24 protein-coding genes and 2 pseudogenes are annotated in these 17423 nt (G+C 70.3%); 13 read left to right on the top strand and 13 right to left on the bottom strand.

All coding sequences use genetic code 11. The features are described from left to right. Nucleotides 1–325: outer membrane protein (locus tag Q8W71_RS30440; RefSeq protein ID WP_370875583.1), on the top strand; the 325-nt coding region annotated here is incomplete at its 5' end. A 218-nt stretch (nt 326–543) separates the two neighbouring features. Here the strand turns inward: Q8W71_RS30440 and ihfB are convergent. From ihfB to Q8W71_RS30425, 3 genes are all read right to left on the bottom strand, one after another. Further along, on the bottom strand, nt 544–870 hold the full coding sequence (gene ihfB / locus Q8W71_RS30435; protein WP_305529119.1) for an integration host factor subunit beta: 327 nt from the start codon (nt 868–870) through the stop codon (nt 544–546). A gap of 62 nt (nt 871–932) precedes the next feature. Next, on the bottom strand, nt 933–1187 hold the full coding sequence (locus Q8W71_RS30430) for a hypothetical protein (protein ID WP_305529118.1): 255 nt from the start codon (nt 1185–1187) through the stop codon (nt 933–935). A gap of 107 nt (nt 1188–1294) precedes the next feature. Beyond that, a complete protein-coding gene (locus Q8W71_RS30425) occupies nt 1295–1573 on the bottom strand; it encodes a hypothetical protein (protein ID WP_305529117.1) in 279 nt (92 codons plus the stop codon). A gap of 626 nt (nt 1574–2199) precedes the next feature. Here Q8W71_RS30425 and Q8W71_RS30420 point away from each other — a divergent pair. From Q8W71_RS30420 to Q8W71_RS30385, 8 genes are all read left to right on the top strand, one after another. After that, nucleotides 2200–2493: a hypothetical protein gene (locus tag Q8W71_RS30420; protein ID WP_305529116.1), complete on the top strand. Its 294-nt coding sequence runs from the start codon at nt 2200–2202 to the stop codon at nt 2491–2493. A gap of 10 nt (nt 2494–2503) precedes the next feature. Beyond that, nucleotides 2504–3166, top strand: coding sequence for an HD domain-containing protein (locus Q8W71_RS30415; RefSeq protein WP_305529115.1), 663 nt, complete (start codon nt 2504–2506; stop codon nt 3164–3166). Nucleotides 3167–3702: 536 nt separating this feature from the next. Continuing rightward, a complete protein-coding gene (locus Q8W71_RS30410; RefSeq protein ID WP_305529114.1) occupies nt 3703–4215 on the top strand; it encodes a hypothetical protein in 513 nt (170 codons plus the stop codon). A 103-nt stretch (nt 4216–4318) separates the two neighbouring features. Beyond that, nucleotides 4319–4636 carry a hypothetical protein gene (locus tag Q8W71_RS30405; protein ID WP_305529113.1) on the top strand — a complete coding sequence of 106 codons (318 nt, stop codon included), beginning with the start codon at nt 4319–4321 and terminating at the stop codon, nt 4634–4636. Continuing rightward, nucleotides 4636–5367, top strand: a complete 732-nt coding sequence (locus Q8W71_RS30400) for a hypothetical protein (RefSeq protein ID WP_305529112.1) — start codon at nt 4636–4638, stop codon at nt 5365–5367. The genes Q8W71_RS30405 and Q8W71_RS30400 overlap by 1 nt, the downstream gene beginning before the upstream one ends. Continuing rightward, nucleotides 5367–5810 carry a DUF6678 family protein gene (locus tag Q8W71_RS30395; protein ID WP_305529111.1) on the top strand — a complete coding sequence of 148 codons (444 nt, stop codon included), beginning with the start codon at nt 5367–5369 and terminating at the stop codon, nt 5808–5810. The genes Q8W71_RS30400 and Q8W71_RS30395 overlap by 1 nt, the downstream gene beginning before the upstream one ends. Further along, entirely contained in the window at nt 5807–6235 is a 429-nt protein-coding gene (locus Q8W71_RS30390; RefSeq protein ID WP_305529110.1) for a hypothetical protein, read from the top strand. The genes Q8W71_RS30395 and Q8W71_RS30390 overlap by 4 nt, the downstream gene beginning before the upstream one ends. A 177-nt stretch (nt 6236–6412) precedes the next feature. Continuing rightward, on the top strand, nt 6413–6823 hold the full coding sequence (locus Q8W71_RS30385) for a hypothetical protein (protein ID WP_305529109.1): 411 nt from the start codon (nt 6413–6415) through the stop codon (nt 6821–6823). 244 nt (nt 6824–7067) lie between these two features. Here the strand turns inward: Q8W71_RS30385 and Q8W71_RS30380 are convergent, their stop codons facing one another. The 3 genes from Q8W71_RS30380 to Q8W71_RS30370 all read right to left on the bottom strand — a co-directional run bounded on the left by Q8W71_RS30380 (nt 7068) and on the right by Q8W71_RS30370 (nt 9383). Beyond that, a complete protein-coding gene (locus Q8W71_RS30380; protein WP_305529108.1) occupies nt 7068–7418 on the bottom strand; it encodes a hypothetical protein in 351 nt (116 codons plus the stop codon). Between the two features lie 127 nt (nt 7419–7545). Further along, nucleotides 7546–8205 carry a hypothetical protein gene (locus tag Q8W71_RS30375; RefSeq protein ID WP_305529107.1) on the bottom strand — a complete coding sequence of 220 codons (660 nt, stop codon included), beginning with the start codon at nt 8203–8205 and terminating at the stop codon, nt 7546–7548. Continuing rightward, nucleotides 8202–9383, bottom strand: a complete 1182-nt coding sequence (locus tag Q8W71_RS30370; RefSeq protein WP_305529106.1) for a YcxB family protein — start codon at nt 9381–9383, stop codon at nt 8202–8204. Before Q8W71_RS30370 ends, Q8W71_RS30375 begins: the two co-directional genes overlap by 4 nt. Between Q8W71_RS30370 and Q8W71_RS30365 the strand changes: the two genes are divergently transcribed. From Q8W71_RS30365 to Q8W71_RS30355, 3 genes are read left to right on the top strand one after another with little or no spacing between them, the layout of a single operon-like run. Then, nucleotides 9367–9819: a LexA family protein gene (locus tag Q8W71_RS30365; RefSeq protein WP_305529105.1), complete on the top strand. Its 453-nt coding sequence runs from the start codon at nt 9367–9369 to the stop codon at nt 9817–9819. The two genes, Q8W71_RS30370 and Q8W71_RS30365, sit on opposite strands and share 17 nt — an antisense overlap. After that, on the top strand, nt 9816–11150 hold the full coding sequence (locus tag Q8W71_RS30360; RefSeq protein ID WP_305529104.1) for a Y-family DNA polymerase: 1335 nt from the start codon (nt 9816–9818) through the stop codon (nt 11148–11150). The genes Q8W71_RS30365 and Q8W71_RS30360 overlap by 4 nt, the downstream gene beginning before the upstream one ends. A gap of 32 nt (nt 11151–11182) precedes the next feature. After that, complete coding sequence (locus Q8W71_RS30355; protein WP_305529103.1) at nt 11183–12061, top strand: SDR family oxidoreductase; 879 nt, start codon at nt 11183–11185, stop codon at nt 12059–12061. A gap of 274 nt (nt 12062–12335) precedes the next feature. On the opposite strand, the gene Q8W71_RS30350 is transcribed toward Q8W71_RS30355, so the two are convergent. The 7 genes and pseudogenes from Q8W71_RS30350 to Q8W71_RS30320 all read right to left on the bottom strand — a co-directional run bounded on the left by Q8W71_RS30350 (nt 12336) and on the right by Q8W71_RS30320 (nt 17192). Then, nucleotides 12336–13421, bottom strand: coding sequence for an isocitrate/isopropylmalate dehydrogenase family protein (locus tag Q8W71_RS30350; RefSeq protein WP_305529102.1), 1086 nt, complete (start codon nt 13419–13421; stop codon nt 12336–12338). Nucleotides 13422–13448: 27 nt separating this feature from the next. Continuing rightward, nucleotides 13449–14462 carry an ABC transporter substrate-binding protein gene (locus Q8W71_RS30345; protein ID WP_305529101.1) on the bottom strand — a complete coding sequence of 338 codons (1014 nt, stop codon included), beginning with the start codon at nt 14460–14462 and terminating at the stop codon, nt 13449–13451. Between the two features lie 44 nt (nt 14463–14506). Further along, nucleotides 14507–15190, bottom strand: a complete 684-nt coding sequence (locus Q8W71_RS30340) for an RraA family protein (RefSeq protein WP_305529100.1) — start codon at nt 15188–15190, stop codon at nt 14507–14509. Further along, the gene (locus tag Q8W71_RS30335) at nt 15190–16323 is read right to left on the bottom strand and encodes a mandelate racemase/muconate lactonizing enzyme family protein (protein WP_305529099.1); all 1134 of its coding nucleotides are present in this window, start codon (nt 16321–16323) and stop codon (nt 15190–15192) included. Before Q8W71_RS30335 ends, Q8W71_RS30340 begins: the two co-directional genes overlap by 1 nt. A gap of 108 nt (nt 16324–16431) precedes the next feature. Continuing rightward, nucleotides 16432–16587, bottom strand: a pseudogene (locus tag Q8W71_RS30330) (IS3 family transposase); the annotation flags it as partial. Nucleotides 16588–16601: 14 nt separating this feature from the next. Then, complete coding sequence (locus tag Q8W71_RS30325) at nt 16602–17051, bottom strand: glycerol-3-phosphate responsive antiterminator (RefSeq protein WP_305529098.1); 450 nt, start codon at nt 17049–17051, stop codon at nt 16602–16604. Between the two features lie 18 nt (nt 17052–17069). Beyond that, nucleotides 17070–17192 carry a hypothetical protein gene (locus Q8W71_RS30320; protein WP_305529097.1) on the bottom strand — a complete coding sequence of 41 codons (123 nt, stop codon included), beginning with the start codon at nt 17190–17192 and terminating at the stop codon, nt 17070–17072. A 79-nt stretch (nt 17193–17271) separates the two neighbouring features. Here Q8W71_RS30320 and Q8W71_RS30315 point away from each other — a divergent pair. Continuing rightward, nucleotides 17272–17423: pseudogene (locus Q8W71_RS30315) on the top strand (IS5/IS1182 family transposase); the annotation flags it as partial.

Below are 17423 nucleotides of genomic sequence, written 5' to 3'. Positions count from 1 at the left end.
CACGGATGCCGGCGCCCGCATCGGCTTCCAGAACTTCGCCGGCCGCCGCGACGACTTCAAGACCGGCTGGACCGTCGGCGGCGGCGTCGAGTACGCCCTGCCCACCGACTCCTTCCTGAACTTCTTCCGCTCCTCGGCCGTCACCGTGAAGGTCGAAGGCCTGTACGTCAGCCTCGACCGCAACCGCACCGGTCTGCCGCTGGTCGGCGCCGCCGCCTCCAACGTCGGCTTCCTGCCGGTCTACTCGCTGGCCGGTGCCGGCCGGAACACCAACGACTTCGCCGTCGTCCGCGCCGGCCTGAACTACAAGTTCGGCACGTTCTAATACCGAGCTGAGCCGATCCCGAACGAGAGCCGGGATCGGTACGGCGGGCGGCTGCGAGGGAGGGGTCCCCCGCGTCGCCGCCCGCCGCGAGAGATGCTACGATCCGGTTTGGCCTCAGCATCCCCAGCCCGATCAGACTGGCCGCTCAGGTCGAGCAGCGCCCCGGGAGCCCCGCTCTCGGGGCGTTTGTCGTCGAGGAGACGCGGTGGCCGCTGGTGCTACGACGCCCGACGCAGCGCCGGCACTTCGCGGTTCAGCTCCTCTACCACCGAGTTGAGCCGGGCCCGCAGCGCCTTGCCCGCCCTGAAGTTGGGCAGCGCCTTGGCCGCGACGGTGACCTTCTCTCCCGTCCTCGGGTTGCGGCCGGACCGGGCTCCGTACCGCCGGACCTCGAACGTGCCGAACTCACGCAGCTCGACGCGGTCGCCCTCCGCCAGCGCCCGGGTGATGCGTTCGAAGATGGCGTTGACCACCTTCTCCACCTCCTTCGCGTAGAGGTGTGGGTTTTGCTCTGCGATGCGGGCGATCAGTTCGGACTTGATCATGGTCTCTGGGTGCCGGGCCTGCTGCCTGGACGCAAGCACCTGTACTAGAGCGAGGAGGCCATCTATTCGCGCACCGGTCTCGGATCCGCCTTGGGCGAACGCATGAGGCTCTGGATCGCCCGCGGCGCCCGGCCGGCCTTCCCGGCGATCTCCGCTTCCTGCTGTTCGATATGGCCGCGTGCCGGGTCGTCGCCGTCGAGGCCGCCCAGGATCTCCATCGGCACCCGCCGGTTCGAGGCGCGGCTGCCGTCTTCGTAGACGATATCGAACAGGACGAAACCCCGCTCCTGCGGGAGTTGGCGGACGCGCTTGGACATGTGGCCTGATACGCCCGCAAGCTGGGCCGCACCAGCGCGATGAGCGGTTTGGCAGGGCTTCCGCAGTCTGGCCTGCCGCGAGGCGACCAGCGATCGACTAGGGGCGTTCAGCGCGCTGCGCTGATCTTCTTGATCGCACTCATGCCATCCTGCTCCTGCTGATACGCCGTGATCGCGATTGAGCAGTTGTGCGACAGGATCTTGAACTTCTCGCGGAAGCAAGCCTGGAGCTCCGGCCCACCCGGCGAGAACTGGCTGCAATGCTCAAGGTAGTCTGCCGTGCAGTGACGCTTGAGGTTTTCTTGGCCCCCCGATTGCTGAGCCATATTCTGAGATGACATCAAGCAGGCGGCCGCAGCGATGGAAGCGATCTTCGTCGTGTTCATGTGGATGTTCCCTGGCAGAAGAAGATGATGATCAGAAGTGCGGTCTAGGCCACTGTCATTGCGACGAGCGGGATGAGGGTCGCGCAGGCGAAATTGCCCAGGACCAGCAGGACGATGAGGTTCATACCCTCGCCCCCTACTTGGATTGACTGACGACGGCCGCCGTGGCGGGTGCGAGCATCGGCGCGCAAGCGATGGCGCTCATGACGCTGACGGTAATCAGCAGCCGGGCAATGATGTTGGTCATGGTCTCGTCCCCCGCGACCGTTCGGGCCGTCATCTGGGGGCGCATGTAGAAGCGTGGCCTTTCGTGCGTGTTGCTTCGATTGTTGCGTTGGGTCCGTCGGGATGCCGCGGGCCGGAGGCGAGTAGACCGTGCGGTAATAGCGGCGGTGGCGCCTCTACCGCCCGCGCTGTCGCAGTGGCGGCCGCGCGACGGGCTATGCCCATGGCCCGGGGCGACGGAGCGGTGCACGATCCACCGAAGCTGATGCCGCTGCTGTTCTGCCACGAGCTTGTCCGCAGCCCGGCGGTCCACACCGCCAAGGTTCGGGCGATGCGGCGCATGGCGCCAGCCTACCGATGAACCGATCGTCCCAAGCCGGCCAGCCCTTCCGAGGATCCTCATGACTCGAGCCCTTCAGCTTACCCTCGCCCTTGTCCTCAGCCCGCTCGCGGGTCTTCCCGCGCGGGCCCAGAGCTACGGTGCCCTCGCCGCGCCGCCGCGCCTCGCGACCACCTGGGAGGCCGTCGAACAGCCGATGAGCGCCTTGCTGAACGGCGGCCACTGGATCGTCTCGGCCACGGGCCCAAGCTTCACCCTGGAACGCGGGGGCAAGTATGTCGTCTGTGAAGTTCGGCCCGCCGGCGGGATGCGCGGCGCGCCCGGCCCGACCTCGACCTGCTACCGTGTGAACTGAGGCGCCGTCCGTGGAGCAGCTTCGCGCGCGCTTCTTCGACCTCTGGGCCCGGACGGTCGGGCAGGCCGGCGACGCGGTCGACTCGGAGGCCGCGTGGCGGGCACTCGATTCCGGCTACGGTGCTGTCGGGCGCCACTATCACGGCTGGGGTCACGTGGCGGACCTGCTCACCGGACACGACGCGGTGCGGGACAAACCGGATTTCGCCGGGCTCGACCACGACGCGCTCGATCTGGCGATCGTCTTCCACGACGCCGTCTACGACACCGGCCGGTCCGACAACGAGGCGCGGAGCGCCGAGCTGCTGGTAGCGCAGGCCGGGCCGGCCGTCGGTGCGCCGTGCGTCCGGGATGCCGGAGCGATGATCCGCGCGACCGCCGCGCACGAGACCAGCGCCGACCCGGCAGCACGCCTGATGATCGACCTCGACCTCGCGGTGCTGGGAGCCGCGCCGCCGGTTTACGCGGCCTACGCCGCGGCGATCCGGCGGGAATACGCCGCCGTACCGGAGGCGATCTGGCGCCTCGGGCGCGCGGGGGTGCTCGACCGCTTCCTCGCCCGGCCGTGCCTCTATCAGACCCGCCTCTTCCTAGAGCGCCTGGAGGGGGCCGCTCGCATCAACCTCGCGGCGGAGGCCGACGCGCTGTGGGCCGGCCCCGGCGGAGTGGCGTGAACCGGATGCACCCGTGCCGTCGCGGCGCTCCAACGCGCCGTGACGAGCTTCATCTTCGCACGCATCGCCCGGCACGGAAGGTCCGGATCGGTCCCGGACCGTGGATTGTCTCCGCCAGACGGAACGATCATCCCGGCGCCGACCCGCAGCTGCCCCCGGATACCAGGGCCACGCGAACAGGCAGGAGGACCGATCGGATGCCGACGGGAACCCCGAACGCCGCCGCGCGAGAAACGCGCCACCAGGCCCGGCGACCGTCACATCGGGGCGGAGGCCGCCTCGCCGATGACGGTGGTGGCGTTCTTCGACCCCGAGGGCGGCACCGACACCGTCCAACCTCGAGTTTGCGGGAACCGAGCGGGCGCTCGGACGATCGCGCTCGGCGGGGCGCAGATCCGGGCTCACGTGAGGGACGTCGTGTCGGACGAGCCCGCCCCGGCCGACGCGCAAGGGGATGCACGAGGGGACACAGGAAGCGGGGCGGGGCCGAGCCGCCCTAGATGAACGCCCCGCCGCGCATCCCGGAGCGACCCTGAATGTTCCTGAACGCCGACGGCATCCGTGTGATGCTGCTCGTCATCAACATCGGTCTCGTCCTTATCGCGGGCGTCCTCGTTGCGCACATCGTCTGGGTTGTGCGCTTGGCGCGCTCCCCCGCGCTCGCGCGCCGGTCCGGCCCCATGCGCGCCGGGGTCGTGGCGGCGGCGCTGGTGACGCCGGTTATCGGCTTCTACGCGTCCGAGCTCCTGATGCTGCGGCGCGGGCATGGGAACGGCCGGTCGGCAGCGGCGATCCGTGTCCTCGCGGTGGTCGTGGGCCTGACCCTCGTGCTGGCCGCGATCGGCGCCGCGCTGGTCAAGTCGCGCTACGTGCCCGGGTCCCGGAACTGGCGGCACGCCGTACGGGGCTTCACCGGACAAGCGGGGTTCCTGCTTCTGGCGGAGGCGCTCCTCTTCATGGTCGTGCGGGTGCTCGTGGCGGAGCAGCGGGCCGCTCCCTGGATCGCCTTCGCCGCGACGGCAGCGATCCTCGTTTTCCTCGTCGGCTGAAGCGCGCGGATCGCTCTCTGGCTATCCCACGCTCGCTGGGAGTCGGGGTTCCCATCCGGAAACCGGATCCCGGGGCTGACGGATGGCCGCGCGAACGCTAACGATGCCGCGCGCTGCTGGAATGGACCGGGCGTGCCGGAAGGTTGGCACGGAGGGCAGGACCATCGGGGGCTACGACGAGCGCTGTGCGGCCGACGTGGCTGAAGGGCGCGCCCTGTCGCGGATGACCGAGCGTGGCTCGCCCGCGTCATGGCCGGCGCCCACCCGCACACAGCGGCACTACGTGCGGGCGGACCGGGAGGGCAAGATCCCGGTGGCCTTCACCGCCGGTACCGGCCGCAAAGGGGCCGCGCCTACCTGCTCCTGGTTGTACGACGAGCGCCATACCGCCGAACTCGACGACCTCGCGGGGATGGATTGATGACCCGATCCGGACGGAACGTGGCCGTGGCCGCCCTCCTCATTGCCGCATCCGCGGCGGGCGCGCAGGAGACATCGGAGAACTTGTGCCGGCAGGCACCGCGGCTCTCGGAGGGGGCTGCATCCGGCCCTGGGCGGATCGTCGGCGCGGGCCGCGTCCGCTTCGTGCGGGACGGGCTCGCCCGCAAGGGCTGCCCGGACGCCGACCCGGCCTGCGCGGCGCAGGGCTACCTTGTGCCGGGAGACCGCGTGGTCCTCGGCGAGCGGCGGAAGGCCTACGTCTGCGCGACTTTTCCGCAGATGAAGACCGGCCTGGACACGACGGGCTGGCTGCCGGAAGCCGTCGTCGCCCCCGAGCTGGCGCCGCCCGTGACACGCGAGGCCTGGCTCGGCGTCTGGAGGCGGGTCGAGGCCAGAATCGCGATCGAGGCGGGCGCGGAGCCCGGCACCGTCGCGATCGACGGCAGCGCCACCTGGGGCGCGGGCGACCCGGAGCGCGCGCAGCGTGGCTCCGTCCACCTCGGCGAGATCGGCGGCACGGTCGCGCCCGCGGATGGGGCCTTGAGCTTCGCCATGGGCGAGAAGGGCACGCTCCCGCTCGCGAAAGGGGGCGAGTTCGACTGCAAGGTCTGGATGCGACGGGTCGGCCCTTGGCTCGTGGCGGACGACAACCTCGCCTGCGGCGGGCTCAACGTCAGCTTCCGGGGCGTCTACCGGCGGGAGGGCACGTGATGGCGGGCACCGTCACTGCCCGCGCGCGCACCGGACTGGACCGCCTCGCCGCGCTGGCGCGGCGGCGATTCTCGCACGCGCTGATGTCCGATACCAAATGGCGCCGACTGTTCATCGCCTTGGAGGAGGCTGGAGTCGCGGTCCGCTGGGCGTCGGTGAAGTTCATCGATGTTGCGGACCCCAAGCCCATGACCCTGCCGACCGAACGGGCGCTGTACCCGCCGCGACCTTACGTCGACACGCTCGAATTCGGACCGATCGAACTCCGGGCGATTGAGTGGCTGGAGATGCCGGCCGTGGTCCTTCACCCGCGCGGGAGTGGCCTGCCCCCACGCGCGATCCCGCAGGATCTGGACGGCGCCGAGGCCGCGCTGGCCGCCCGCGGCCGCTTCCCCCTCGAACGGCGGCGCGAGGCCCTGCACGTGCTGGGATACCGCCGATGACCGTCCCACCCCCCGCCGTCGCTGCCCTCGCCCTGATCCTCGCGTCCACCGCTGCCCGCGCCGTCGAGGGCCTGCCACTGCCGAGCTGCGCCGAAGTTCAGGCCTCCAAGCTCGTGGGCGGCGCTCTCGCGGAGACGTTCGACGACTGCTACCCGCGAGACCTCGCCGACCCCCGCAAAGTCGAGCGCATCGCCCTGGATGCGGACGCGGTGGCCAACGTGGCCGGTTACCTCGCCTGCGTCGCGGGGCTCACGGACGGCGACGTGAACGTGGCTGACCAGGGCATTGCCCTCTTCGCCAGCCGGCGGCACGGCCGCGCCGCGTTCGCCGCCCTCGACGCCATCTCGCGCAGCGGCGCCCCCTGGGCGGCGGGCGCGCGGGCCTTCGCCCGGCAGATGCGGGCCTACCGCAAGGGGCCTGGATGACGCCGGACCTCACCACGCTGCGCTTCGCAGCGACGCCTCCGCATCCGGCGCGCTGATCGTGCCGGTGTGGCTCGTCATCCCTCTCCTGCCCGTCATGTTTCTCACCCCGGCGCTCGCGCTCGTCCAGGCTTCGCAGCGACGGTCGCACGCGCGATGAACGGCCCTGGAGATCCAATCATGCGACGCCGCTCCCTCCTCGCCCTTCTTTCGGCCCCGCTCGCCCTCTGGGCCCCGTCGGGCCGGGCCGACACGCTGCAGGGTCCGGAGCGGCGTGTCCTCCTCGACGCTGCGCGCGGCCCGGCGGAGGCGGCGCTTCGCCAGCCGCTCCGCTTCTTCGTCACCGCGCTGAACCGCGAGGGCGTCTGGGCCTTTCTCCTCGCTACGATGCAGCGGCCGGACGGGGGGCGCCCGCGCCGGGCGATGCGGGACGACCTGACCTCGGATTCCTACGTCGCGCTCCTGCGCCGGGAGGGGTCCGGCTGGCGCATCGTCGATTTCGCCGTCGGTCCGACCGACGTCGCTTGGCAGGGCTGGGACCGGCAGCACGGCGCGCCGGCCTCCGTCTTCGTCATCCCGGAGGGTCGATGACGCGGCCGCAACCGCTCATGCTCGCAGACCGGCGCTCCCGGCGGAGCCCGAGACGCCCGCCGTGCCGCCGCACGCCGTGAACCGGGACGAGGTTGAGGGGGCTACTTCCGCTCCAACCCCGGCTTCGGGGTCGGCGGCATGCGGTAGCGCGCAGCGGGAAGGTCGACGCGGCCGTCGTGCGACAGCGCCTGACGCGGGGCGCCGGACCCGGAGGCGGGCCGCTCGCCGGCGCCCCGCCGGGGCATCAGACCGGATGCCCGGACGAGCCCGCATGCATCGCCCCGAGCACGGCTAGGGCGCCGAGCAGCACCATCATCACGGAATAGTACTGCATTGGGATCCAGGATAGGGTGTGGCGCCCGCGCAGGACCACGATCTGCCCGATGCGCGGATCGAGGAGTTCGCGGCCTGGTCGGTTGTTGAGCCGGGTGCCGAGCCACCAGTTGAAGCCCGCTGCGGCGACCCAGACGAGGACGACCCCAGTGGGCGTCGGGATACCCGAATGCGCGAGCGCGGGGTCGAGAAGCACGCTGCCGAACAGGCCGGCGGCCGCGATCAGCGCCGAGAGCATGCCCCAGCCGGACCAGATGATCATTCGTCGTTTCTCCTTGCGTGGGTGAAACGGTTCGCTGGCGCCGACCGCGCGCCGTCGCCCGAGAGTGCCATGGACGCGCAGACGCGTTTTCGCCGCCGCGGGCGGCCGGTCGAGAGGGCGCGCGGCCTCACCGCGCCGCCGACCATGCCGGCCGGCGCGCGCTCGCCAGCAGCGCGCGGGCGGATTTATGGCGCACCGGGCCGGTCTCGCAGGTCTTGCAGATCGCCCCGAGATAGCGCCCGCCGATCACCGTCTCCGCGAACAGGCCCGACTTGAGCCGCGGCGCCGCCTCGGTCTCGACAGCGATCCAGTCGCGCGGACCGAAGCGCTCGGGCGCGATCGGGCGGCGGATCGAGGCACCCGGACTCGTGCTCTTCAGGACGGCGCGCAGGCGGAAGTAGCGGGAGAGCGGCGCGGCGTGGAGCCCGGCGAGGCGGGCCGCGTCGTCCGCCCCCTCGACCGGGCCGGTGCGCAGGCGCAAGGTGCAGGTCTCCTGGGTCCGGGCGCATGCCGGGGTCTGGCAGACGACGCGCACCACGCGCCGGCCGGTGGCGTCGCCGGGGTCGTCGTCGGCTTCTTCCAGAACCCAGCCCGCCGGGAGGTCGAGCACAAAGCCCTGATCGAGGCGCAGCACCGTCGGGCCCGGGAGAGCGTCCTCCGGCGTCGCGACGGCGCCGGGGGCGGGGTCGGCGGTGGTCTCGGGGGCATCCTCGGCGCGCGCCGGGGCGACGGCGAGCAGGCAGGCCAGGAGGAGGGCCGCGCGGCCGCGGCGAAGGGCGTCGTTCATCGGGCTCGGGTCTCCATCGGAAGGTGGCGTTCGGCGAGGGCCTCGAACCGGGTGCGCGCCTCCGGCTTGAAGATCCGCAGCGGCACCGGCAGCACGTCGTTCCAGCGCATCGACAGGATCACGAGGTCGCCGACCCGCTCGTATCCGTGGAAGAGGTTCCAGCCGAGACGGGCATGGGCACCGTCCTGCGCCGTGACGATGCCGGCCCCGTCGATCACGATCCGGGCCTCCCCCGCGGGGGCCTCCGCGTCGAGGTCGTGGGCTGCGGCCCCGGCGAACCAGCGGCGCGCGCGGGGATGGACCGCGAGGACCAGGCCGATCACCGCCGCGACGATGGCGGAAGGCTTCCAGAAATCGGTGGCGACCATCTCGGCGAAGAGCGGTAGCGTGTCGGCCAGGGGCACCCGGTAGGGGTCGATCGCCCAGAGCATCGCCAGCAGAGCAGGGTAGAGCAGGCTCAGGCCCACGAACCACGCGGCGGTGGCGATGAGCCGGGCGCGGCGGGCGAGAGGATTCTCCAGCGCACGCAGGATGATCGGCACCCGTTCCTCCACCGTCAGGCGCATCGTGGCGCGCACCGCCTCGGGTCCGGTGACCGGTTCGGCCGGCGGCGGCGCGGGGGCGGGACGGCCGGCGCAGGCGTGCACCCAGCTCCGGATGTCCGCGACGACCTCCGCGCCCAGTTGCGCCTTGGGCAGGACGATCGGGACGTCGCCGATCTCGACCATGAGGAACAGGTGATCCCGGTCCTCCGCCAATCCGCGGATGCGCGGCCAGGGCACGAAGCTCGCGAGATCCGGTGCGGTCTGGGTCAGTCCGGCCCCGTCGAGCCGGTAGCGCATCGGCACCGGGCCTGGGTCGCGGCCGTCCTCGCTCGGCGGGCCCATCAGGGTCCGCATCCGGCGCCGGGCGAGCCGGGGGTGGAGCGCGTGGTGGGTAAGCAAGGCGAGCGTGATCACGCCGAGGCCGGCGGCGAGCGGTAGCGGATCGAAGCTCGGCAGGTCGCGCCAGAACGCCGACAGGCTTCGCCGCCCACCCGCCGTGGCCCAGGCGGAGACCATGCCGAGCAGGGCCAGGAACCACAGCGTCGGCAGGCCGACGGTGAGGATGCGCCGCCGCTGCGCGGCCACAATCGGTGCCTGCACCTGCAGGTTGAGCGGCGTGTCCGTCAATCGCATCGACGCGCTGCTGGTCGGTAGCCCCGACGCCGTGCGCGTGCCCTTGGTCGGGCAGGCCCTGTGCGCGGGTTTCCCGAGCCCGGCCGACGACTTCCTGGAGGGGGCGCTGGAACTGCCGCGCTGGCTGGTGCCGAACCCGCCGGCGACCTTTCTGATGCAGGTGCGCGGCGAGAGCATGATCGGCGCCGGCATCCACGACCGCGATCTCGCCTGCGTCGACCGCAGCCTCGCGGCCTATGATGGTGCCGTCGTCGTGGCGGTTGTCGACGGCCAGCTCTCGTGCAAGCGCTATCGGATCGAGGGCAACCGGGCCCACCTCGCCTTCGATAGCCCCATCCTACCCGCCTTCGCCATCGACGAGTTCGGTGAGGTCGAGATCTGGGGCACGCTGCGCTTCTCGATCCGCTGGCACGTCGCCCGCGGGCGGCTGTCGTGAGCGGTCTAGCTACGCGCCGGCGCGATCGGATCGGTGGTGGCCGGGCCTACGCGCTGATCGACGGCAACAGCTTCTACTGCTCCTGCGAACGGGTGTTCGACCCGAAGCTCGCCGCCGTGCCGGTGATCGTGCTGTCCAACAACGACGGCTGCGCCATCGCCCGCACCAGCGAGGCCAAGGTGCTCGGCATCCGCATGGGCGAGCCGTACTTCAAGATCCGCGACCTGTGCCGCAGCCACGGCGTGCGCGTGTTCTCGTCGAACTACACACTCTACGGCGACATGAGCGCCCGGACCAACGCGGTGTTCCGGCAGTTCAGCCCGCGGGTCGAGGTCTACTCGATCGACGAGTCGTTCCTCGATCTCTCGGACGTGGCTGCGGCGTTGCGGGTCGAACTCGCGTTGGATCTGCGCGCCACAGTGCGGGCCTGGACCGGCATCCCGACCTGCGTCGGCATTGGCCCGACGAAGACGCTGGCCAAGCTCGCAAACCACATCGCCAAGAGCCTGCCGGACCTCTCCGGCGTGTGCGACCTAACCGAACCGTCGGCTTACGATCACTGGCTGTGCCGGGTAGCCGCGGCCGAGGTGTGGGGCATCGGTCGGGCCTCACTGGCCAAGTTGGAGGCGATGGGCGTGGAGAGCGTCGCCGATCTGCGCGACCTCGACCCCCGGCCGGTGCGCAAGGGCCTGACGGTGGTGGGCGAACGCATCATCCACGAGCTACGGGGCACGGCCTGCCTGCCGCTGGAACTCGTCCCGGCGCGGCGCAAGGGCTGCGCGGTGACACGCTCGTTCAGCACCCGGATCACCGACCGGGCGACGCTGGAGGAGGCGGTGGCGGCGCACGCCACGCGGCTCGGCGAGAAGCTGCGGCGCGAGGGGCTGGCCACCGACCACGTCACGGTCTTCTATCACACCAGCGACCACGACCGTGACGACCCGCAGCGGTCGGTGTCTGCCACCGTCACCCTGCCCGAGCACACGTCGGACACGCTGGCGCTGATCAAGGCGGCGCGGCTCGGCGTCGCCAAGACATGGCGGGACGCGAGCCCCAACCGACCGTCGTGGCGCTACAGCAAGGCCGGCATCCTCACCAACGACCTCGTGCCGCTGTCTCATAGCCCGCGGGCGCTGATCGGCCGGCTCGACCGGGAGCGGTCGGATCCGCTGATGGCGGCGGTGGACGCCTGCAACGCCCGCTGGGGCCGCGGCACGGTGGTGCCGGCGCGCGCCGGGCTGGTCGGCCGACGCGACTGGAGCACCAAGTTCGAGATGCGTACCCCGCGCTACACGACGCAGGTGAGCGAACTGCCGGTTGCAATGGCGTGACCTAGATGCACCTGCGACACGGGAGACCCATCATGACCGACGACCCTCGCCAAGCCGGGCCGCGACCGCCATTCCCCGGCGATCAGCAGCAACCACGGCCAGGTCTCACGTCGAAGATGACGCCCCGGCCCGATCACGGCGAGGACAGCTACGTCGGCAAGGGGCTTCTTGCCGGGCAAGCTGCGCTGATCACCGGCGGGGACTCCGGCATCGGTCGCGCGGTGGCCATCGCCTACGCGCGCGAGGGCGCTGATGTGGCGATCTCCTACCTGGAGGCCGAGCAGCCGGACGCTGAGGATACCGCCGGGTGGGTAGAGAAGGCCGGTCGCAGATGCCTGCTCCTGCCCGGGGACATCCGCGACGAAGCCCACTGCCGCGCTCTGGTCGCGAGGACCGTGGAGGCGTTCGGCCGTCTCGACGTGCTGGTCAACAACGCCGCCGCGCAGGTTGTGAACCAGGGTCTGGACGACCTGACGGCGACCGACATCGAGGGTTCGTTCCGCGCCAACGTGTTCGCCATGTACTACCTGGCCCAGGCTGCGGTGCCGCACATGAAGCCGGGCGGGGCGATCGTGAACTCCACCAGCGTGCAGGCCAAGGTGGCGGGCGCGAACATGCTGATCTACGCCGCCACCAAGGGTGCGATCGCCAGCCTGACGATCGGCCTGTCGAACCTGCTGGCGCCGCAGGGCATCCGGGTGAACTGCGTCGCGCCGGGGCCGGTCTGGACGCCGATCCAGCCGATCGTGAAGAGCCCGGAGCAGATGGAGAGCCTCGGCGCCAACACGCCGCTCGGCCGGGCGGGGCAGCCGGCCGAACTGGCCCCGGCCTATGTTTTGCTGGCCTCGCGGGAAGGCAGCTTCATGTCGGGGGGGCTGGTGCCGGTCACGGGCGGCATGCCGATGTTGTAGCGGGCTCATAGTACAATGGGGGCACGCCGATGTTCCCGACGAAATGGGGGAATAGGCTGCGCGCCTGTCAATTCATGATGTCGTAGCGATTATGCACCTATGTGCTTTTGGATCGAGCCCGAAATGCTAACCAGCCCCCGGAACGCAACGTCGATAGCCTTGGACGACCGTCTTCATTGCATGAAAGCTGATCAACTGACATATCAGATTGTCGGAAACGAATCGATCTCCACCGGAGTCTAGTATCGTCCGCAACTGCCCCTTGATAAGGCCGTCATCGCAGAGCGCGACAAACAGCTTCGGTCACCGTCTCGCAACCGGCGCTCCCGCCCTGGTCGTACGGGACCGCGGCGCCCCCGGCCAGGACCGCGTCCACCGCCGCTTCGACGCGTGCCGCAGCCTCGCCCAGGGCCGGATCGGCGTGGCGCTCGCCCAGCCAGCGCAGCATCAGCGCGCCGCTCAGGATTGTCGCCAGCGGGCTCGCCACGCCCTGGCCGGCGATGTCCGGCGCCGAGCCGTGCGCACCCTGGAACAGGCCGTGGCCGTCGCCGATCTCGCCCGACGGTGCGATGCCCATGCCGCCCACGGTGGCCGCGCCGAGGTCGGAGATCACGTCGCCGAACATGTTCTCGGCGACGATCACGTCGTAGAAGTCCGGGCGTTTCAGCAGATGCACGGTGATCGCGTCGGCGTAGGCGTAGTCGATCGCGACGTCCGGATAATCGGCCGCCACCTCGGTGCAGACCGCGCGGAAGAAGGCGTAGCTGCGCAGGATGTTGGCCTTGTCGCAGACCGTGACGCGGCGCCGCCCGTCGCGGGGGGCGCCGGTGCGCTTGCGGGCGAGGTCGAAGGCGAAGCGGGCGACGCGCTCGGTGCCCTTGCGCGTCACCACCAGCGTGTCCGAGGCGAACTCCCCGCGCAGCAGCACGCCCGCCCCGCGGCTGGCGTAGAGCCCCTCGGTGTTCTCCCGGACGATCACGTAGTCGATGCCGCCGGGTTCGACCCCGGCCAGCGGCGAGCGCACGCCGGGCAGGAGCTGGATGGGGCGTACGTTCGCGTAGAGATCGAGCCAGAAGCGCAGGCGCAGGTGCAGGTCGTTGCCGACCTCGGTGCCGTCCGGGTAGGTGACCTCCGGCAGGCCGGCCGCGCCATGCAGGATCGCGTGCATGTCGCGGCAGGCAGCGAAGGTGTCGTCGGGCAGCACCGCGCCCGACCGCGTGTAATGCGCGGCCCCGCCGGGCCGCATCGCGAATTCCAGCGCCTCGCGGCCGCAGGCCTCCGTGAGGACGCGAATGGCCGCCCGGGTCACCTCCGGGCCGATGCCGTCCCCCGCGATCGTCGCGATCTCGTAGCGTGCCATGCAGGATCCTCCCGCCCGGATGCCGGATCAGTTTCCGTCGAGCCCTGCGGCCTCCGGGAAATACGCATCCTTCCAGTCGGCCGGCATGCTCTTGATGCGGCCGATCTCGTGCATGAACTTCGCGTACTTCATGACGCCGTGCGGGGCCATGGTGTAGGCGACCAGGGGATCCTCCAGGATCGCCACGATCTCGGCGGTGTCCGTCTTGTCCCCGGTCATCCGCTTGTAGGTCTCCGCCGCGCCGCGCTTGTCGGAGCCGATATAGGCCATGGCCTGACCGATCGCCCGGTAGAGCGCCGCGTGGGTCTTCGGGTTCTCGTGGTGGAAGCGTGTGGTCGTCCACAGCGTGATGAACGTCGCCGGTCCGCCCAGCACGTCGTAGCTCGTGAACAGCACGCGCGCCCCGGGGATCTTGCGCTCCTCCTGCTGGAACGGCGGCGCCGAGATGTGGCCGACGATGCCCATGGACCCGCTCTTCAGCGCGAGGACGGAATCCGGATGCGGCAGCGACACCGTCATGGGGTCGAGCTTGTCGAACTGCGCGGCCCCGTAACGCTGCGCGGCCGCCATGGCCAGCACCAGCGCCTGGGTCGAGACTTTGATCGAGGTGACCGCGATCTTGTCCTGCGGCGTGAAGTCGTCGAGGGACTTGATCCCGGGTTTGGTGACGATGAAGTCGAACGGCATCTGGCTGATCGCCGCGACCCCCTTCACCGCATTGCTCGCGCCCTTCGTCCGGGCCCACAGCGTCAGCAGGCCCGGGATCCCGCCGGCCGAGAAATCGACCGAGCCGGACAGCAGGGCGTCGTTCACCGACGAGGTTCCCCCGAGCTTCGCCCAGGGGACCGTGACGGGCGGCAGGCCGGCGGCCTCGACCGCTTTCTCGACGAGCTTCTGGTCCTCCATGATCATCAGCGGCAGGTAGCCGAGGCCGAACTGCTGGGCGACGCGGATCGTCGCCGTCTCCGCCGACGCCGCCGAGGCGAAGGCGAGGATGCCCGCCAGCGCGAGGGCGCAGTGCTGCCGCAACCGTCTCATCATCCGATCCCCCCGATGGTCCTTGAAAGTCGCGGCCGTGGACGCCTTCATTCCAGGGCGCAGCCGTTGCGGCGCAGCGCCTCGTCCACCCACGCACGATCGAGCAGACCCGCGTCGATCGCGGCCAGAAGATCCCGCTCCCGTTGGGCCAGGGCCCGCGCCGCCGCGGCGACCGCGACGGCCGACGCGCAGGGCACAACCACGATGCCGTCCCGGTCGCCGACGATGAGATCGCCCGGATGAACGGTCACGTCGCCGAGCGTCACCGGCGCGTTGATCGTGCCCGGACCCTGCCGGGTCGGTCCGCGCGCGCTGACGCCGCGGGCGAAGATCGGGAGGTCGGAGGTCTCGACGACGTCCAGGTCGCGGATCGCGCCGTCCACCACGAAGCCCGCCACGCCCCGGGCCGCCGCGTGCCGGCTGACGATCTCGCCGACGAGCGCCCGCTCCAGACAGCCCCCGGCCGCCACCACGACCACGTCGCCGGGCCGGGCGAGATCGACCGCCTTCTGCACCATCAGATTGTCACCGGCGGCCGTCCGGACCGTAATCGCCGGACCGCACAGCGCGCCCGACCGGTGCATGGGCCGGATCGCGACTGGAACCGTGCAGGGGAACCCGGCCGCATCGGAGATGTGGCTCGTTGCGAGTCCACGAAGGCCATTGAGGAGGGCCGCCTCTGGCGGCGGTGGCGCGGGGTGGATCCGGATTGCGTCCGACGAACAGCGCATCACAGGATCCGCGTGCTGAACTTGGTCATCGCCCGCTCGGACAGCGTCAGCCCGAGGCCGGGCTGCTCCTTCAGCGTCAGCATCCCGTCCCGCAGCGTCGGCGGGTCCTCGAACAATTCCGCCTGCAAGGGATCGCGCTCGGGATCGGTGAAGGATTCGACGATGTAGCCGGACGGGCTGCCGGCCACGATGTGGGCGTGGATGAAGCAGTCGTGGTGGGGCGCGACCTTGACGTGGTTTAGGTCGCACAGGGCGGCGAGCTTCCGGCCTTCCGTGAAGCCGCCCATCATCGTGCAGTCGAACTGCAGGATCTGGATCGCCTGCTCCTCCAGCATGGCGCGGCAGCCGTAGCTCGTGGTCTCGCTCTCGCCGCCCGAGAGCGGGATGCGCGTCTTCATCGCCAGCAGCTTGAGGCCGCGCCGGTCGTCCTCCCAGGTCAGCGGCTCCTCGAGCCAGAGCGGGTCCAGCGGCTCGATCAATCGGGCCCCCTCGATCGCGGTGTCGAGATCCCAGGCCCGGTTCACGTCGACCATCAGAGACCGGTCCGGGCCGATCACCTCGCGCATCAGCGCAAGCCGCTCGACGTCCTCGGCCAGCGGCGCCCCGCCGAACTTCGCCTTGAATCCGGTGTGGCCCTGAGCCTTGAGCATTTCCATCTCGTCGCGCAGTTCGGCCAGATCCTTGCCCTCGCGGTAGTACGCGCAGGTGACATAGGCCGGCACCTGGCTGCGGTAACCGCCGAATAAGCGGTAGAGGGGCAGCCCCGCGGCCTTGCCGACGATGTCCCAGCAGGCGATGTCGACGGCGGCTGAGATCCGGATCAGCGCCTCGCGCGACCAGCCCCGCTCGCTGGCGACGCGCTTCGAGGTCAAGCCGAATAGCTTGGCGTACAGCCGCTCGGGCGCGAGCGGGTCCTCGCCGACGACGAGTTCGCCGAGGCCGGCCTGGAAAGCGCGGACGGCGAAGTCGATGGGCGTGTAGCTGGTGGCCAACCCGAAGCCGTCGATCCCCTCGTCGGTCCAGAGCTGTACCAGTATCTCGTTGGCGGTAGGGACGATGAAGTGGCTCGTCCAGTGCGGACGCTCCTGCGTGGGCGCGCGCAAAGCGTACACCTCGATGCGGGTGATCTTCATCGCGTCCTCCCCGGGGCACTCTGCGGCGTCACCTGCGGGTGCTTCGGGGGCGCCTTGCCTGAAGCGTAGCACGCGTCCAGCCAGAACCAGAACGGTGTTGTCGGATCAGACCTTGCGCAGGCCGTAGACGTTGAAGTTCGCCTCGGACACGCGCTGGATCTCGACCATCAGCGCCGCGTCGCTCTTGGCCCGTGCCGGCAGCTTGCTGGGATCGGCACGCCGCGCGGCATGGGTATGATAAGTCAACGGAGCGATCGGCAGCAGGCCAGTGTCGCGAATCAGGGGGGATACCTGAGTTCTCTTGCAGTGAGCTTCCACAACTGCTGATCGCTTGTCGAAACAGCGACGGCTCCGTGGCCCAATGCCCCTACGACGCCTGCACGATTGCAGACGAAGCCCGACGCGACGACGGGCGGCATGCCTTTCCGGCAGTTCGCTGGGATGTGGGGGAGCATTGGTGCTGGCATGAGTTGGACGAGATTCGGCTCGCTCTGCTGGATAGCGGTGAGACTTCGCGGCAGGGTCGACCGGTCCGTGACGAATACTTTCTGCACCGACAGCAACCCGGAGCGCCGGGCGCGCTGGATCGTGGCCACGCGCGTCGAAACGATCCCCTTCGCCCCTGCATCGGCCAAGTAATCGACCCCGCCACGTTCCTGGGAGAGACCGTCGCAACTGTCGATGTTGACGACCGCATACTTGTCGGCCTCGGCGAGCGCCGCCAGCACCGGCTGCAGACGACGCAGCTAGATGTTGGCGACGATCGCGATACCCGCAGCGCTCTTCAGGAAAGCGCCTAGCTGCTCCGCCCCATAAAGCGTGGCGATGATAGGGCTGTGCGCCAGGCGCTTGGCGAGCGACGTGTCCATCCCTCAGAGTCCGTCCGGGATCATATTGTTGTTTAGCGGCATCTTGTGCTGAGATGCGGCCTCTTTTTGGAGGCGGCTGATGTGGACACAGGAGAACCGTGGCCGGTACGATCGAAGTGGCCTGCGCTATCCCAGCGACCTGACGGATGCGGAGTGGGCGCTGGTCGCACCGCTGATCCCGCCGGCCAAGCGGGGCGGCAACAAGCGCACGGTCGATCTGCGAGCGGTGGT

Source organism: Methylobacterium amylolyticum (assembly GCF_030700245.1).
Lineage (GTDB): Bacteria > Pseudomonadota > Alphaproteobacteria > Rhizobiales > Beijerinckiaceae > Methylobacterium.
This window is presented reverse-complemented; position numbering and strand designations above follow the sequence as displayed.

Bases quoted from the DNA above. Each gene is read 5' to 3' on its own strand.
- ihfB (WP_305529119.1), bottom strand. From the start codon at position 870: ATGATCAAGTCCGAACTGATCGCCCGCATCGCAGAGCAAAACCCACAC.
- Q8W71_RS30430 (WP_305529118.1), bottom strand. From the start codon at position 1,187: ATGTCCAAGCGCGTCCGCCAACTCCCGCAGGAGCGGGGTTTCGTCCTG.
- Q8W71_RS30425 (WP_305529117.1), bottom strand. From the start codon at position 1,573: ATGAACACGACGAAGATCGCTTCCATCGCTGCGGCCGCCTGCTTGATG.
- Q8W71_RS30420 (WP_305529116.1), top strand. From the start codon at position 2,200: ATGACTCGAGCCCTTCAGCTTACCCTCGCCCTTGTCCTCAGCCCGCTC.
- Q8W71_RS30410 (WP_305529114.1), top strand. From the start codon at position 3,703: ATGTTCCTGAACGCCGACGGCATCCGTGTGATGCTGCTCGTCATCAAC.
- Q8W71_RS30405 (WP_305529113.1), top strand. From the start codon at position 4,319: ATGCCGCGCGCTGCTGGAATGGACCGGGCGTGCCGGAAGGTTGGCACG.
- Q8W71_RS30400 (WP_305529112.1), top strand. From the start codon at position 4,636: ATGACCCGATCCGGACGGAACGTGGCCGTGGCCGCCCTCCTCATTGCC.
- Q8W71_RS30395 (WP_305529111.1), top strand. From the start codon at position 5,367: ATGGCGGGCACCGTCACTGCCCGCGCGCGCACCGGACTGGACCGCCTC.
- Q8W71_RS30390 (WP_305529110.1), top strand. From the start codon at position 5,807: ATGACCGTCCCACCCCCCGCCGTCGCTGCCCTCGCCCTGATCCTCGCG.
- Q8W71_RS30385 (WP_305529109.1), top strand. From the start codon at position 6,413: ATGCGACGCCGCTCCCTCCTCGCCCTTCTTTCGGCCCCGCTCGCCCTC.
- Q8W71_RS30380 (WP_305529108.1), bottom strand. From the start codon at position 7,418: ATGATCATCTGGTCCGGCTGGGGCATGCTCTCGGCGCTGATCGCGGCC.
- Q8W71_RS30375 (WP_305529107.1), bottom strand. From the start codon at position 8,205: ATGAACGACGCCCTTCGCCGCGGCCGCGCGGCCCTCCTCCTGGCCTGC.
- Q8W71_RS30370 (WP_305529106.1), bottom strand. From the start codon at position 9,383: ATGCGATTGACGGACACGCCGCTCAACCTGCAGGTGCAGGCACCGATT.
- Q8W71_RS30355 (WP_305529103.1), top strand. From the start codon at position 11,183: ATGACCGACGACCCTCGCCAAGCCGGGCCGCGACCGCCATTCCCCGGC.
- Q8W71_RS30350 (WP_305529102.1), bottom strand. From the start codon at position 13,421: ATGGCACGCTACGAGATCGCGACGATCGCGGGGGACGGCATCGGCCCG.
- Q8W71_RS30345 (WP_305529101.1), bottom strand. From the start codon at position 14,462: ATGATGAGACGGTTGCGGCAGCACTGCGCCCTCGCGCTGGCGGGCATC.
- Q8W71_RS30340 (WP_305529100.1), bottom strand. From the start codon at position 15,190: ATGCGCTGTTCGTCGGACGCAATCCGGATCCACCCCGCGCCACCGCCG.
- Q8W71_RS30335 (WP_305529099.1), bottom strand. From the start codon at position 16,323: ATGAAGATCACCCGCATCGAGGTGTACGCTTTGCGCGCGCCCACGCAG.
- Q8W71_RS30320 (WP_305529097.1), bottom strand. From the start codon at position 17,192: ATGGACACGTCGCTCGCCAAGCGCCTGGCGCACAGCCCTATCATCGCC.